14 protein-coding genes (1 of these 14 cut by a window edge) are annotated in these 15829 nt (G+C 43.1%); 3 read left to right on the top strand and 11 right to left on the bottom strand.

All coding sequences use genetic code 11. The features are described from left to right. Positions 1-325, top strand: partial view of a hypothetical protein gene (locus ACXACS_RS04430; protein ID WP_474804523.1) — the 3' end only. The gene continues 488 nt to the left of window position 1, outside the view; the window shows 325 of its 813 coding nt (coding positions 489-813); the start codon falls outside the window, past its left edge; it ends in the stop codon at positions 323-325. Positions 326-515: 190 nt separating this feature from the next. Here the strand turns inward: ACXACS_RS04430 and ACXACS_RS04425 are convergent, their stop codons facing one another. Genes ACXACS_RS04425 through ACXACS_RS04415 form a run of 3 tightly spaced genes read right to left on the bottom strand, consistent with a single transcriptional unit; the run spans position 516 to position 4762 of the window. Then, positions 516-1970, bottom strand: coding sequence for a TolC family protein (locus ACXACS_RS04425; protein ID WP_474804521.1), 1455 nt, complete (start codon positions 1968-1970; stop codon positions 516-518). After that, positions 1964-3016: an HlyD family secretion protein gene (locus ACXACS_RS04420; RefSeq protein ID WP_474804519.1), complete on the bottom strand. Its 1053-nt coding sequence runs from the start codon at positions 3014-3016 to the stop codon at positions 1964-1966. The genes ACXACS_RS04425 and ACXACS_RS04420 overlap by 7 nt, the downstream gene beginning before the upstream one ends. Then, positions 3017-4762 (bottom strand): ABC transporter transmembrane domain-containing protein, encoded by a 1746-nt coding sequence (locus tag ACXACS_RS04415; RefSeq protein ID WP_474804516.1) that lies wholly within the window; start codon positions 4760-4762, stop codon positions 3017-3019. It abuts the gene before it with no gap. Positions 4763-4964: 202 nt separating this feature from the next. Here ACXACS_RS04415 and ACXACS_RS04410 point away from each other — a divergent pair, with 202 nt between their 5' ends. Then, positions 4965-5855 (top strand): LysR family transcriptional regulator, encoded by an 891-nt coding sequence (locus tag ACXACS_RS04410; RefSeq protein WP_474804513.1) that lies wholly within the window; start codon positions 4965-4967, stop codon positions 5853-5855. Positions 5856-5876: 21 nt separating this feature from the next. Here the strand turns inward: ACXACS_RS04410 and ACXACS_RS04405 are convergent, their stop codons facing one another. Continuing rightward, complete coding sequence (locus ACXACS_RS04405) at positions 5877-6533, bottom strand: transposase (RefSeq protein WP_474804510.1); 657 nt, start codon at positions 6531-6533, stop codon at positions 5877-5879. A 167-nt stretch (positions 6534-6700) separates the two neighbouring features. Further along, complete coding sequence (locus tag ACXACS_RS04400; protein WP_474804507.1) at positions 6701-7357, bottom strand: YkgJ family cysteine cluster protein; 657 nt, start codon at positions 7355-7357, stop codon at positions 6701-6703. 374 nt (positions 7358-7731) lie between these two features. On the opposite strand from ACXACS_RS04400, the gene ACXACS_RS04395 reads away from it, so the two are divergent. Beyond that, positions 7732-9138 (top strand): mannose-1-phosphate guanylyltransferase/mannose-6-phosphate isomerase, encoded by a 1407-nt coding sequence (locus ACXACS_RS04395; RefSeq protein WP_474804504.1) that lies wholly within the window; start codon positions 7732-7734, stop codon positions 9136-9138. Positions 9139-9242: 104 nt separating this feature from the next. Here ACXACS_RS04395 and ACXACS_RS04390 read toward each other — a convergent pair whose 3' ends face one another. The 6 genes from ACXACS_RS04390 to rfbA all read right to left on the bottom strand — a co-directional run bounded on the left by ACXACS_RS04390 (position 9243) and on the right by rfbA (position 15807). Beyond that, positions 9243-10430 carry a nucleotide sugar dehydrogenase gene (locus ACXACS_RS04390; protein ID WP_474804501.1) on the bottom strand — a complete coding sequence of 396 codons (1188 nt, stop codon included), beginning with the start codon at positions 10428-10430 and terminating at the stop codon, positions 9243-9245. Positions 10431-10473: 43 nt separating this feature from the next. Further along, positions 10474-12192: a glycosyltransferase family 2 protein gene (locus tag ACXACS_RS04385; RefSeq protein WP_474804498.1), complete on the bottom strand. Its 1719-nt coding sequence runs from the start codon at positions 12190-12192 to the stop codon at positions 10474-10476. Positions 12193-12295: 103 nt separating this feature from the next. Next, complete coding sequence (gene rfbB / locus ACXACS_RS04380) at positions 12296-13378, bottom strand: dTDP-glucose 4,6-dehydratase (RefSeq protein ID WP_474804495.1); 1083 nt, start codon at positions 13376-13378, stop codon at positions 12296-12298. Between the two features lie 35 nt (positions 13379-13413). Beyond that, positions 13414-14283, bottom strand: a complete 870-nt coding sequence (gene rfbD, locus ACXACS_RS04375) for a dTDP-4-dehydrorhamnose reductase (protein ID WP_474804492.1) — start codon at positions 14281-14283, stop codon at positions 13414-13416. A 23-nt stretch (positions 14284-14306) separates the two neighbouring features. After that, positions 14307-14852, bottom strand: a complete 546-nt coding sequence (gene rfbC / locus ACXACS_RS04370; protein ID WP_474804489.1) for a dTDP-4-dehydrorhamnose 3,5-epimerase — start codon at positions 14850-14852, stop codon at positions 14307-14309. Between the two features lie 73 nt (positions 14853-14925). After that, the gene (rfbA, locus tag ACXACS_RS04365) at positions 14926-15807 is read right to left on the bottom strand and encodes a glucose-1-phosphate thymidylyltransferase RfbA (protein ID WP_474804486.1); all 882 of its coding nucleotides are present in this window, start codon (positions 15805-15807) and stop codon (positions 14926-14928) included. Positions 15808-15829 lie beyond the last annotated feature (22 nt).

Raw genomic sequence — 15829 nt, 5'->3', positions numbered from 1 at the left:
ATTAACGCAACCTGATGCTGCTGACAGCATAGTGCAGACATTGTCTCAGGAACATCCAAACAAGATTGTCGATATAATGACAAGTGCGTTAAACGCTGTACCTTTTGTTGGTGAATATGTAGTAGATGCACTTTTGGCAGTGTTTCCTAACGAAGCGGAAACAGTGGTCGAAACAGCAGTACGAGAATCAGCGCAGCAGCGTGAACAAGTGATGCGTATTTTGAACACCGCTCAACATGCTGGTGTGTCTGATGATAAGTTAAAAGAATATGCTATGTCGGCGGGTCTAAGTGAAGACGACGTAAATAGTGCGCTAAACAATTAGTCTTCCAGTTCATAAACAGTGCTTAACTGAAACGGCGTATTGAGTAAATCAATACGCCGTTTTCGTTTATGGCTTTGTAGTAACTTCATTTGGAATAAGTTTTGTCGTAAATAGAAGTAAGCCGTACTTATAGCCTTTTTAGCTCGTACACATCCCTATATTGCAATTACAATGGTTGGGTTTTACAAAGTTAGTTATCGAAAGAATGCAGCATTGCCGCTTCTTTATATAGCATAAGCTCGGATTTTAATAAGTCGGCCTTGGCTTTGATCTCTTTGATCTTTGCTTTAATCTCGTTTTGCGCTCGCGCATTTAATACGAACATATCACTGTCACCTGCATCGAATCGCGTTTTCTCTACCTTCGACAAAGTTTTCGCTAACGCAGCATTTTCACTTTGAAGCGACACAATATCCTTTGCTTGCAACCAATAAATAAGAGCTTGTTCGAATCGTTGAACGATAGCTTGCTGCGTTGATGTTAGCTTGTGTGCAAGCTCTCGTTGCTTTGACTGAAGTTGAGCGCGCTCTGCCTTCGCCTTTCTGTTGCCTAGCGGATAAGAAAACGATAAGCCCACTTTGGTTTCTTTGCCTTCCAATGTTTCAGAGCCTGCCCCCACATCTCTGGCGATAGAGGCTGTAAGGTCAAGCTTGGGGAGTAGCGCGTTGTCAGCTAGTGCAACTTTATTTTCTACCACCTGCTGTTCTAACTTCATTACGTCTAATTCTGGGTGACTTCGAAGCGCATTGCGAAGCGTAACCAACTGGCTGTTGCCAATCCAAAAGGGCCAGCTTAAATCGGTAGGTGGCTGGTCACTGTTAATTGCCAACATGTCACCCGTTGGTGAGCGCCAGTAAAAAGACAGCATTTGCGCGTGCGTATCTCGCTTTTGCTTAAGTTCGGCCAAAGTTAAACGCTGTTGAAGTAAGTTGGCTTTAAACTCGGTAAGCACAATACTGGCTAAGTCGCCCTTCTCTACCCGAGTAACCAAGGCTTTTTCACGTTCAGACGCCGTATTAAGTAACTCGGTGACGGCTTGAATTTGTAACGCACTCTCGTACCACGCAATGTATTCACTTACACCTTTATAGACAAAGTCGTTTATAAGGCTCGTCGCTAGTGCTTGCCATTGCGAGGTAGCCAGCCCTGCGTTGCGCAATTCAGTTCTGCGTTTATCTATCTCACGATTTTGCAAAAGCGACATGGCGACGCCTAAACTGGCCTCACCGGCAGAAAGCGTATCGTAATACCCTTCATAGCTAGGAAAGTCACCTGCGGCAATTCGATACTCACCAAATACAGACGCGTTAAAGTCTTCAATTGGGTTGGTGAAACGCTGAGTGAGGTTAGTCCCATCGTAATAACCTGACACTCGGCTTTTGGTTTTCTGTTCAATAAAGGGGTCGAAGCTGCTCCTTGCAATCTCAAGTTCAGCGGCAGCTTGATAGTTTCCTTCGTTAATCGCCTGCACATAAGGATGATAGTTCACCATGCTATCAACTAACGCTTCTATGGTTGGTGCCTGCCTACCCTGTTGAGTTTGCACTTGACTTGTATTTTGTATCTGCGCGAATGAACCAGGTACACTTCCACCTATATATGTAGCTAATGCAATAGCAGTAAAAAACAATCTGCGCATTACCATATCGAAGCCCCTGAACCTTTTGCTCCACCTGTTGATGACTGCTGTGTAGGTAATGGCGGGAAGTTATTTAACTGTCTCCACATTTCATAACCTAATCGTACTTCCTCTAGCAGCACCCATGCTTTTACACGGCTACCTAAACGGGCCGAACTTTCTGCTGGCCATGGAACGTCGGACTCGTCGGGTCTGATCCAAACATTAAAGTCGCCCGTGGCGTTTGCCACTGGCTCAACATATACTACTTCACCACCGAAGGTTCCTATTGCACTTCCCGGCCACCCGCTAAACTGGAAAACAGGCCAACCTTCAAACTGCAATCGCGCTTTTGCACCAGGCTTTACCAATGGTGCGTCTAAACCTCTTACCGTTACCCGCACACTACGCTTGGCATCGGCAGGAATAAACTGACCCAAGATATCGCCAGATTTCACAAAAGTAGACACACCACCCGACAGTAAACGCACCACGGTACCATCTACCGGTGCAAACTTGGTTTGGGTAGATTGACGAGAGAGCGTCATACTTACTTCGTTTATTTCAGATACAGACGCTGCGGCTTTTGCTCTTAGCTCCTGTACTTTGATTTCGGCTTGCTCAACTTCTTTACGAGACACCAAGCCTTGTTCCTGCAGTGACTTTTGGCGCGCCAAGTTATTTTCGGCATTTCTCACCGCCGTTTCGTTAGCTTGGTTTTTAAGATTTGCAGCAGAAAGTTGAGATTGAAGCTTTTCAAGACGCTGAGCATCAATATCAATAAGCGTAACAATAGGCTCGCCCGCTTTAACTTGCTGACCTTCTCTCACATGCCATTTTTTGACCTGTCCATCGACAAGAGCGTTAATAGGCTGGGTTCTGTCTTTAGGGTCGAGCGAGTCAACCATACCCGTTCCATAGGCGGTTTGGATCCATGGAGTAAAGTACAGTATTAATCCAGCAGCTAGTACCAAGAAAATGATCACGCCTGTGATGACGCGGTGGAGCTTGGGCACTCTCAAAGAGGGCAATGATGTAATGTTGTCTAAAAAGCGACGTTCTGCGTTATTCACTTACTCACCCTCCTTATCATTTCTCTGTAAGTTATTACTTTGTCCATTATTAGCATTAGTACTTTCATGCTCACCACTGACTGGCGATTCGCTAGCGCTATATGTGTTCAACATAGCCGTGGCATTATCGTGTAGATGAAGCACACCCTCGAAGCAATCCGGTATTGGCATATTGGTAAAGTACATTACGGTGAAATCGTACTTGCTTAAGCGTCTTAGTAATCTTGCTCTTAAGTCGACAGGTATGGCATCAAAGTGCTGGTTCAACACAAGCAGCTTAGGTTTTCCTACGATAGCAGCAGCCAGCTTAAGCAGTAAGAACTCTAGCGGCTGTAAAGGCGCACCTAATACCGACACTTTGGTCTGCAGACCTTCCGGTAAGCTATCGACAACCTTCGTCATTTCAACTTCTTCAAGGGCGGCGCGAATATCGGCAATGCTCGCGTCGGGATGAGCCAGTTTCAAGTATCGCTCGATAGACACTTCAATAATTAACGAGCGATCTAAAATAGTTACCGCCTGCCTTAACTCATGGGTGTCATAATCGTTTAGGCTAAATTCACCTAATAATATATCGCCTGACTTCACGCGGTCATATTGCTTTACTAGCCCCAACAGTTGCTTTTGAACCCAGCTCTTGTCAGTAGTCACGAAATACTTAGTACCTGGCTCGAACACAACGTTTAAATGGCAGGTATCATTTCCATGTTTAAGCTCTACATTGTTAAACACCAACTTAGACGATGTAGGGATGTGCTCTGAGGCATTTAGCTCTTCCTGGGGCATAGCTAAAGCACCACCCAACTTTTCGGCTGCACCGTAGAGTTCATAATAAAGCTTTAAGTACTGAGTAAAGCGAGATAAGCCAAAGAATACGGCAGACATCACCAATTCAGCAGCAACGAGCTGACCAATAGACAGTTCACCTTGTACAACAAGCACGCCACCAATGCCAAGTAGCGAAGCACTTGCCACCGCATACATTAATAGGAACATTACCACTTGCGCGAAAGTGTAATTGAAGTGGCTTTTGTGCTTTTTCACATAGTTACTGATATAGCCTTCGGTACTGCGACCGGCATATTCCACGTGATCCGCCGATTTGAAAAACTCGTGTGCGATGGCAATGTCGTGCAACCACTTAGCGGAATCATACTTAGCGTGAGAAAGTTCGATGGCCGTGCGTTTAGCGCCCCGCCCCCAAATTTTCCATACGGCATACATCGTAAGTAAAAGCACTACGTTAAAGGCAAAAAGTGCGGGATGGTAAAATGAAACTAACGTAAAACCCACCAGCATTTGTAGTACTAGAGCAAAGCCGTCGATCATCAGCGAAGGCATGTTCTTTTGAAACGTCATAATATCGAAGTAGCGCTGCGTAATACTTACGTTCTGACGACCTTCGAAAAAGCTATGCGGGGCAAGAATAGTCTTAAGCCCTAAATCTGCGGTAAGGCGTGCATACACCTTGCGCTCGTAAAACTCCATTACGCGCATACGAAGTGCGCTGAATACACCTGATATAAACAAGGTAAGAAACAAAATAACAGCGAGGATGATAACCGCACGTGTTGAGCCGATATTGGCAATACTGTTAATTAGCGTTTGTACAGCAATAGGTACTGCTAGTGTCATCAAACTAATTGCAACGCCATAAGCGATTGCTACCCAAAAAAAGCCAGCCTCTGGTTTTAATAACGAAAACAGAGTTTTTCGCGTTTTACGTAAGTTTATTGTTTTAGCCATAGTTATGTCTTCAATATACCGCTAGCTCAGAAAAGTTAGTTATGCGTTGTTATAAATAGCATATGCAACAACACTTATAGTGTATTGCAATGGTTAATAAGATTATATCTGTTATATTCTTAATACTTCATCGAAAATAATTGTGTTTATGAATAATGGGGTCAGAGTACATTTCTCTACCCGTTTAACAGGCTGCTAAAGTATGCATCACCTTAACTACCACCATCTCTATTATTTTTATCTGGTTGCCCGCGAAGGTAGCATTGCCAAAGCAGCTAAGTTACTCCACGTTACCCCTCAAACAGTAAGCGGGCAACTGAGCACGTTTGAAAGTCAGCTTGGTTATTCACTATTTGACAGAATAAACAAGCGGCTGTACCTAAACGCACGGGGTAAAGTAAGTTATCAGTATGCCAGCGAAATATTTCATAAGGGTAACCAACTGGCTGAAATACTTAACAATAGCGATGAAGTAAATACGAAGGAATTCGTAATAGGTATTACAAATGGTATTCCAAAAGTGCTTTTTTATGATTTTGTGCACGACACCATGCGCAAGTTCTCGCAAGTAAAGTACGTAGTTAAAGAAGATAGCTTTGACGGTTTATTAAAAGAGCTGGCCATAAATGCCATCGACTTTATTGTTGCAGACAGAGGCATAGCGCCCGGTACGCAAATTAGCGCTAACAGCTACTTCTTAGGGGAAAGCTCTTTAAGCTTTTTTGCTAAGTCGCCCCTAAATGAAGGGCTACAGTTTCCAGATTGTTTAAACCAAATGCCGTTACTTATTCAAGGTAACACGTCGGGCATACGCCAAGCACTTACAAGCTGGCTTGAAACCGAACAGCTTTACCCCAAAATTGTAGCTGAATTCGATGATACTGCACTGCTGAAGTTATTCGGCAGCGAGGACTTTGGCGTATTCTGTGCCCCTTCAGCTATATCAAAACACGTAGAAGAACAATATGGCGTGCATTGTATAGGTAACGCCAATACCCTTAACGAAAGATACTACGCCATTACCGGTAAAAGCCGTGCCGACTACACAATTAGTGAGGCGATAGTGGCAGCGGCACGCGAAATTTTAGTGTGAGACCGAGTTTTGGGGTCAGAGTCAAGACTCTGACCCCAATGCTTCATATAGTCGCGTTTTAAACTGTTCTGAGCCAAGTGCCTTACCTATTTGACTGTATGTTCGAATACGCTCTATATCTTTATTTGAAAGTTCGTCATGAAAAAGTGCGCTGTAAGACTTTTGCCGCGCTTCAGGATCTGCGCCTAATGATGTGTATATTGGGTGCTCAGTGCATAATGAGGTGTGAACCCCACGTGCATTGCGATGATAGCTTGACCACTTATAATTAGCTGGGTGTTTCGCCAGGCCTGCTCTTACTGGATTGAGCTCTATGTAGCGTGACACCGTCATTAGGTATTTCTCTGAATCCACTATACAGGAACGAAAACGCCCTTCCCATAAGGTCCCGGTACGCTCATATTTTGCATTAAATCTCCTTACATACATTCGACCGATTGACTGCATCATTGCACTCACCCCCCTATTATCTTTTTGAGGTGTGCAAAGTAAATGAACGTGATTTGTCATCAATACCCAGGCATGTATGTGTATATTAAACTTCTTCGCGTAAACATTGAGCCATTTTACGTAAGCAATAAAGTCCGTTTCACTTAGAAAGCAATTAGAACGATTATTGCCGCGTTGAATAACATGTACAGGGAAACCTGCTGGGGAAATCCTTCTCCTTCTTGCCATACTCTCGCTCCGATTAGTCGTTATTATTTATCGATGATAAGTGGACTTTTGCGGAGTACAATCCTGTACCTTGAAAATCAGGCTCAAAGTTCAGCAACGAAGTTTTTGGAATCAGTGAAGCACTTTGGGGGTCAGAGTCATGACTCTGACCCCATGCTTACTGCATGTTACGCTGCAACGCCATCATCTATATTTTGTGAATAGAAACTTAGCGTAAGTATTTTTTCTAGTATGTAGCGTAGCGCATCGTTTATAGGCATAAGCTTATCGCCTAACTCGTAATCCAGTTGCGCCAGCCTTTGTCTACCTTCAGCTATCATTGGTGGTTTGCTACTCGATATAGACATGGTAGACATGGGGTCAGAGTCGTGACTCTGACCCCATGCCGGCTGTATAGAAATTAGCGCGGCCGCATATTTTTCAGGTACGGCTTGCTTTATTGGTTTGCATACCGAAAGCGTTGCTTCGCCTGATTTAGTTTTATAGCCTGCAGCGCCGAACATACGGCAAATTCCGGGGCGGTATTCGTAAATCCCGCAATAACCTTCTGTACCGTCTAAACTCAAGCGTTGATATTGCTTGCATGCAAAACCGCTATAGCTTTGAAGCTCATCGAATACTTGTTCGGCTTGACCACTATCAAACAGATGCAGTGCATATGGCAGCATTTCTAAAGGCGACACTTCAATGTCGGGTTTATTGCAACATGCGCCGCATTTCTCAACACAGTTTAATGACTGACTTGATTGATATGCGCTGAATTCTTGAGAAAGAGATTGGTAAACATCCATCACTTGGCTGGAAAGCTCACGCAGCCTATTCATAACGACTCCGCTAATAAAAGCAAACTAAACGAAACGAAGTTCACGCTGCGGTATATGGTAGGTAGCATGAACTCACTTTACTGCTTGTAAGCTTTGATAACTTATAAGCAGTTAGCAGTGGGGTCAGAGTCACGACTCTGACCCCACAATTTAAAGCATGCTTCTTCCCCGCCAAGTGTGATTAAGCTTAAGGCTTAATGGCAGGGGTTGAATTGGCGCGGATTTTATTTCGAATTTTGAGGTTTGGGAAGTTTTTTGTGAGAAAAATATGTAATGATTCGAACTGCACCAAAGCAGCCTTTATTCGTTTAAATATCGAAATAACTTAGTATACTGAGCCAAGAATACATATACCAAAAAATCAAGGAACGCTAATGAAGCCAGTCATTTTAGCGGGTGGTACGGGAAGCCGCTTGTGGCCAAAATCTCGCGCGGCTCTACCCAAACAGTTTCTGTCACTTACATCTGACAAAACTATGATTCAAGACACTGTGCTACGACTTGATGGAATAGAGTCTCTACCGCCTTCTATTATCTGTAACGAGGAACATCGCTTTCTAGTTGCTGAGCAGATGCGCCAAATCAGTGTCGATAACAGCGATATACTGTTAGAGCCTGTAGGAAGAAATACAGCGCCAGCTATCGCACTGGCAGCATTTCAAGCTATGGAAGGTGGCGACGACCCCGTCCTTTTGGTATTGGCAGCTGATCACTTGATTCAAGATAGCGATACATTTCAGTCGAAGATAAAGGAAGCCCAGGCTTTAGCTGAACAAGGTAAGTTAGTGACATTCGGCATTGTTCCTACCCAACCTCATACGGGCTACGGATATATAAAAGCTGGGGATAAACTAAATATTGGCTTCGATGTAAGTGAATTTGTTGAAAAACCTGATATGCCTTCCGCAACCGAATACGTTAACTCAGGGGAATACTTCTGGAATAGCGGTATGTTCATGTTTAAGGCTAGTGCCTTCTTAAAAGCGCTTGAAGCCCACGCCCCCGAGATTTACGAAACCTGTAAAAAAGCAATTGAGAAAACCGAAAAAGATCTCGACTTTGTGCGTATAGATGAAGAAACCTTTGCTTCATGCCCTAGCGACTCTATTGACTACGCGGTGATGGAAAAAACAACAGAAGCTGCAATGGTAACATTAGATGCGGGATGGTCAGACGTAGGTAGTTGGTCATCCTTGTGGGAAACAGGTGACAAAGATGAAAACGGCAATGTAACTACTGGCGATACGCTATTAGAAGGTACCAAAAACAGCTACGTAAATGCAGAACATAGTTTAGTGGCAGTTATTGGCTTGGAAGATGTTGTGGTTGTTGAAACCAAAGACGCTGTTATGGTGGCAAATAAGAAAGATGCCGAACATATCAAAACAGTGGTAAACAAACTGAAAGCTGAAAAACGCCCCGAGTTTGAATTCCACCGCGAAGTGTTTAGGCCTTGGGGAAGTTACGATTCAATCGACAATGGCGGACGATTTAAAGTTAAACGCATAACCGTGAAGCCAGGCGAAAAGCTATCTGTACAAATGCATCACCATAGAGCTGAACACTGGGTGGTAGTTTCTGGCACTGCTAATGTGACCATTGGTGATGAAACGCAAATGCTAACAGAAAACGAGTCGATCTACATTCCTATTGGTGCGGTTCACGCCTTGGGAAACCCAGGAAAGATTCCACTAGAACTAATCGAAGTACAGTCAGGCGCTTATCTTGGGGAAGACGACATTGTTCGTTTTTCTGATAGGTATGGGCGATCTGATAAATGATCGTGGCTTGATATGAGCTTGCTGAAACTAAAAGGCCAGGTTTGTATCCTGGCCTTTTGGCAATCGTGGGGTCAGAGTCCTGACTCTGCCCCCACAGTTTAGGGTTAGTCGGCGTTGAACAAGTCGCGGCTGTATACTTTATCTAGTACGTCTTCAATATCGCCTGTTACACGGTTTGCTACGATTACGTCAGAGATTTTCTTAAACTCTTCTAAGTCGTTTACTACGCGTGAATTAAAGAAATCTGCTTCTTTAAGTACTGGTTCGTAAACTACAACTTCAATACCTTTCGCTTTAATACGCTTCATGATGCCTTGGATAGCACTTGCGCGGAAGTTATCAGAACCAGATTTCATGATAAGGCGATAGATGCCTACAATTTTTGGCCCGCGGCTTACTATTGAATCAGCAATAAAATCTTTACGGGTGCGGTTAGCATCTACAATGGCCTGAATCATGTTATTCGGCACTTCACTGTAGTTAGCCAGTAACTGCTTAGTATCTTTTGGTAAGCAGTAACCACCGTAACCAAAGCTAGGGTTGTTGTAGTGATTACCGATACGCGGGTCTAAACCGACACCTTCAATGATTTGCTTAGTATCAAGACCATTACGTTCTGCATAGCTATCTAATTCGTTAAAGTAAGCGACGCGCATTGCTAAGTAAGTGTTAGCAAAGAGCTTGATAGCTTCTGCTTCGGTGCTGTCGGTAAACAACACGTTAATATCTTCCTTAATTGCGCCTTGCTGAAGTAATTTAGCAAAGACTTCTGCACGCTCACTACGCTCGCCTACTATAATACGGCTAGGATAAAGGTTATCGTAAAGCGCTTTGCCTTCACGCAAGAACTCTGGCGAAAAGATAATATTGTCAGAACCAAAACGGGCTTTTGCGTCTTTGGTAAATCCTACCGGCACGGTCGATTTTACAATCATCACGGCATTAGGGTTAATTTCCATTACCGTTTTGATAACCGCCTCTACACTACCTGTATTGAAGTAGTTAGTTTGCGGGTCGTAATCTGTTGGTGTTGCTATTACAACATAGTCAGCATCTTTATAAGCAACTTGCGCGTCTAATGTAGCTTCTAGGTTAAGCTCTTTTGTTGCTAAATACTCAGAGATTTCTTTGTCTTCAATTGGAGACTTTTTATTGTTCAGCATCTCGACTTTTTCTGGGACTAGGTCGACCGCCTTCACTTCATTGTGTTGTGCTAACAACACTGCGTTCGATAAGCCTACGTACCCGGTACCAGCTACTGCTATTTTGTATTTGCTCATTGTTGATTCCATTTTTCTAACAAGTTCCAACTTTCAAATTATTTTAAAGCTATTTCTAACTAGAAAACTCTTCTTTCGATTTGATGGAAAAGTTCTCACGCATAAGTGTAAGGTTTGGGCTATACGCGGGGTCATGCTGTATATACTTGCCCCACTGTTTTTTTAAAAATTCTAGTTCGCGATTAAATCTTGCTGCTTTTTCCGGCGCGTGGTCTAACCCTCTACTCACCGATTCATGATGATAGAGTTCGGCCTCAGCGCAGTAAACATTTCGTACACCGGTCTCTCTGACTCGCAGGCAAAAGTCTACGTCATTGAAGGCGACGGTTAGATCTTTTTCATTCAATCCGTTAACTTCTACAAACAATGATTTCTTCACTAACAAACAAGCCGCCGTAATTGCAGAATAATTCTGCGTTGCAATTAAACGCTTCATATACCCAGGGTGATACCTCGGGAAATATTTATGTGCATGACCTGCACCACCACCGTACCCGAGTACAACACCAGCATGCTGTATTCTGCCATCAGAGTACAACAGTTTAGCCCCAACGCATCCAATATCGTCCCGTGCCGCATGCCCTACCATGCTTGATAGCCAATGAGGGTTTATTACTTCAATATCATTATTGATAAGCCCTATTATCGAACTAGTTTTACAAGCATGTTGTACGCCAAAATTGTTAATTGCTGAATAATTGAATTCTCCGGGATAACGAAGAACACGAATTTTGGAGTGCTTCTCTAACTTAGCAAAATAGTCGAGACTTTCTTTTTCATCAGATCCATTATCGATGAGTAATATTTCATAATTTTGATAAACGGTTTTTTCTAATATTGACTCTATACAAGCTTTAACAAGCGCCTTGCCATTTTTGGTAGGAATAATAAGAGAGACTAAAGGCTCAGATTCAACAGGCCATTGAATAGTATTTACAGCGAGCTCTTCGTTATAAGACGGCGTTGCAGAAGTAAAGGATTCTACAACCGTTCTTATATCTGCCAGAGCCTCAAGCGTAATCTTTTTATTAGGTGAGCGATGAATAAGTGTATAAGGTATATGTTCGACTGATGAGTGCGGTAGCTTTATCCATAGTTCTGAAACGATACCTGCAATTGTCGAAGATCTTACCCCATTCCGTTTCACCAAAGCCGCTTTACACATTACGCCCGTAAACACATAACCTGTAGAGAACTGTAAGTCCGGATTCCAATCTGGCAAAAAATGAGGGGAGACTCTTCGAGCCTTGGCGTCAATCTTATCGGTATCACAGTAAACAATATCGCCGCCATTGTCGCATTTTAGAAACGTTTCAAAAGACTCTTTAGTTATCGTATCTCCGCTATTTAAAAGTAGAAGCCTCGTCGATTCAGGTAAATCATTTACCGCTTCAGAAATGGTCGAGGCACACCGAACCGATTCGCCAACACTATTTTCACGCACCACACAGATGCGTTCATGTTTTACACCTGCTTGGTTAAGCGAGTCTAATGTTAAAGATAGACTTTTTGCCCCAAAGATAACAACCTGTATTTTGAAGTCGCTTTTATCAACAGGAGCTAGGCTTTGAAAATATTGCGCCTGTTGTTTGAGATAAGCACTGTACAAAGCCATACGTTTTTTTTCAGAAGGGAAACCATAAAACAACCCCGAACGCTGTAAAGAGCGGCTGTAAAACTCGGTAAGTTTATGGTTGCTTTTCAGCTTGTTTCTAACCGCCTTTGGTACTAAACCAACAGCGCCTTTAACGGTTAACATGACCAATTTCTTCATACAGCTAACTCAATCCCTAACAGCGATATCTAACAACACTAAAAAACAAAAAAGCCGCAATTTTGCGGCTTTTCTATCATATCACGATTTATAGTGATAGGTATTAGCTTCCAGTACCTAAACGCTCACCTTGGTAACTACCATCAAGAACCGCTTTCCACCAACCTTCGTTCGCTAAATACCACTCAACAGTTTTACGAATACCGCTTTCAAACGTTTCTTGCGGCTTCCATCCAAGCTCGCGCTCAATTTTGCTAGCATCAATTGCATAACGCATATCGTGCCCTGGGCGGTCTTGAACGTAAGTAATCTGCTCAGCGTATTTGCTATCTTTTGGCTTAACTTCATCCAAAATTGAACAGATAGTTTGCACTACTTCAATATTCTGCTTTTCGTTGTGGCCACCAATGTTGTAGGTTTCACCGATTTCACCATTAAGCGCAACCACTACCAATGCGCGGGCATGGTCTTCCACATACAACCAATCACGTATTTGGTTACCTTTGCCATATACAGGCAGCGGCTTACCAGCTAGTGCATTTAGAATAACTAATGGAATAAGCTTTTCTGGGAAGTGGTAAGGGCCGTAATTGTTAGAGCAGTTAGTTACAAGCGTTGGCAACTTGTATGTGCGAAGCCACGAACGCACTAGCTGATCAGAGCTTGCTTTACTTGCTGAATAAGGTGAACTTGGTGCATACGGAGTAGTTTCCGTAAACAGTGGAAGCTCCGTTCCTGGCTCAACTTCATCTGGGTGAGGAAGGTCGCCGTATACTTCGTCAGTAGAAATATGATGGAACTTAAACCCTGCTTTTTTATCGCCTTCAAGTGCTGACCAATACGCTCTTGCTTGCTCAAGCAAAGTGTATGTGCCTACAACGTTGGTTTGAATAAACTCACCTGGCCCGTCAATTGAACGGTCTACGTGAGACTCTGCCGCAAGGTGCATAATAATATCTGGCTGGTGCGTATTGAAAACACGCTTTACTTCTTCAGCATCACAAATATCAACTTGTTCAAAGCTATAGCGGTCGCTGCTTGAAACCGAAGTTAATGACTCTAAGTTACCCGCGTAGGTCAGCTTATCTAAATTAACCACTGTATGGTCAGTGTCGTTTATAAGATGGCGAACTACCGCAGAGCCAATAAAGCCCGCGCCACCTGTTACTAAAATCGTTTTACTCATTTTCTTTTTACCAAAAATAATTCTGTTCTTGCCATTTAGGCTTTCAATTCATCTAGCATGCTAGCTAACTGCTGACGCCAGTGAGTAGGCTTGCACGAAGCAAATGCTTCACGCGCAGTTTGTTTATCAAGCACACTATAGTGAGGACGTTTTGCAGGTGTTGGGTACTGACTTGACGGAATAGGTAAAACCGGAATAGCCTTATTAAGTAAACCTTTATCAATACCAAGTTCTTGTATAGCTAAAGCAAAATCGTACCAGCTTGCCACACCTTCATCGGTCCAGTGGTAAACACCGGCTGTTTTATCTTCAGCGGCAGAAACACAAGCTTCAGCTAGACCTTTGGCCCACGTAGGGGTACCTATTTGATCATCTATTACAGCTAACTGAGGTTTATCAGCCATCAAGCGCAGCATGGTTTTCACAAAGTTATTGCCATGCAACGAGTAAACCCAAGCAGTACGAATTAGACAGCTAGCATCAGGCAGTATTTCAAGCAGCGCTTTTTCGCCTTCAGCTTTTGACTTACCGTAAGCACCTTGCGGCTCGATAGGATCATCCGTTAAATAAGGTGAACCTTTGTGGCCGTTAAATACATAGTCGGTAGACACATGCACCATGAAGGCGCTGTTATCTTTGCAGAAGTTTGCTAAGTTCTTCACAGCAAGCGTATTAATAGCCTTGCACGCGTCGGTATCTTCTTCCGCTTTATCTACCGCAGTATATGCCGATGCATTTATTAAAACATCCGCTTTTAAAGGCATTAGTTTCTCATCAATATCAGAAGAGCTAGTAATATCAATATCATCGCGCCCTAAAAACGTGACTTGGTGATCGCTATTATCTAGTTCACGAGAAAGCTCAAATGCCAGCTGCCCAGACTTACCTATTATTACAATATTCATTTATCGCTAGTACCCAATGACAATTAAAATGTAGGTGCGTCTACAAATGCCACCCCAGCTTCATCTTTCCCTGAAAGTGAAGGTTTCTCTCCATTCACCAAAGGCCAGTCGATATTTAACGTAGGGTCGTCATACTTCACTGATACCTCAGATTCTGGGTGATAATAGTCTGTGCACTTGTACACGAACTCAGCCGATTCGCTGGTTACATAAAAACCATGAGCAAAGCCCGCTGGAACCCAAAGCTGACGCTTATTTTCTGCAGATAATGTAACGCCAACCCACTTTCCATAAGTAGGTGAGTCTTTACGCATATCAACTGCTACATCGTAAACCTCGCCGCTAACTACGCGTACTAATTTACCTTGGGTTTGCTCCATCTGATAATGAAGGCCACGAAGAATACCTTGGCTAGATTTCGAGTGGTTATCCTGAACAAATTCTACATCCGCGCACTCTTTCTTAAACCAGTCAGTACGAAAGGTTTCTAAGAAAAAACCGCGCTCGTCACCAAATACTTTGGGTTCGATGATTTTTACGTCAGGGATGTCTGTTTTAATTACTTGCATTTAATTTCCGTACAAACTGGCGATTTACTTAAGAAGAAAGGTGGCTACACCACCCTTTTTAACTAAAATAAGCCTAAACCTTTACTCTATCGTTAATTACTTTAAGCAGGTAGTCACCATATCCACTTTTCTTAAGTGGTGTTGCTAACCTTTCAAGTTGCTCAGCGTTTATATAACCCATTCTATAAGCGACTTCTTCTGGGCAACAAACCTTTAAGCCCTGCCGTTTTTCTATAGCCGCAACGAAGTTTGCCGCATCAAGAAGTGAATCTAACGTGCCAGTATCGAGCCAAGCAGAGCCTCGACCCATTAACTCCACTTTCAAACTGCCATCTTGAAGATATAAGTTGTTCAAGTCAGTAATTTCAAGTTCACCACGGGGTGATGGCTTTACTTCTTTAGCAAAGTCCACTACGCGGTTGTCGTAGTAGTAAAGGCCGGTTACTGCATAATTTGATTTAGGAACAGCTGGCTTTTCTTCAATAGAAAGAGCGTTCCAATTATCGTCAAACTCTACTACACCATAGCGTTCTGGGTCGTTAACGTGATAGCCAAAAACTGTAGCCCCATGTTCTTGCTTAAATGCATTCTGTAAAGACAATTTTAAGTCGTGACCGTAATAAATGTTATCGCCTAATACAAGTGAACAACTGTCGTTGCCGATAAACTCTTCGCCAATCAGAAATGCTTGAGCTAAACCGTCCGGTGAAGGCTGCACTGCATACTGAATGTTTATACCTAAGGACGAGCCGTCACCTATTAAGTCTATAAATCGTTGCTGCTCTTCAGGGGTGGTTATGATGAGGATATCTTGAATACCCGACATCATAAGAGTTGTAAGAGGGTAGTAAATCATCGGCTTGTCGTATACTGGCATTAACTGTTTACTGACTACTTTAGTTAATGGATGCAGACGTGTGCCAGATCCGCCAGCTAATATTATTCCTTTTCTCATCAATTCTCCAAAATCAATCGGT

Source organism: Alteromonas sp. AWM4_230 (assembly GCF_056158305.1).
The sequence above is the reverse complement of the archived record's forward strand: the minus strand, read 5'-3'. Positions and strand labels throughout refer to the sequence as shown.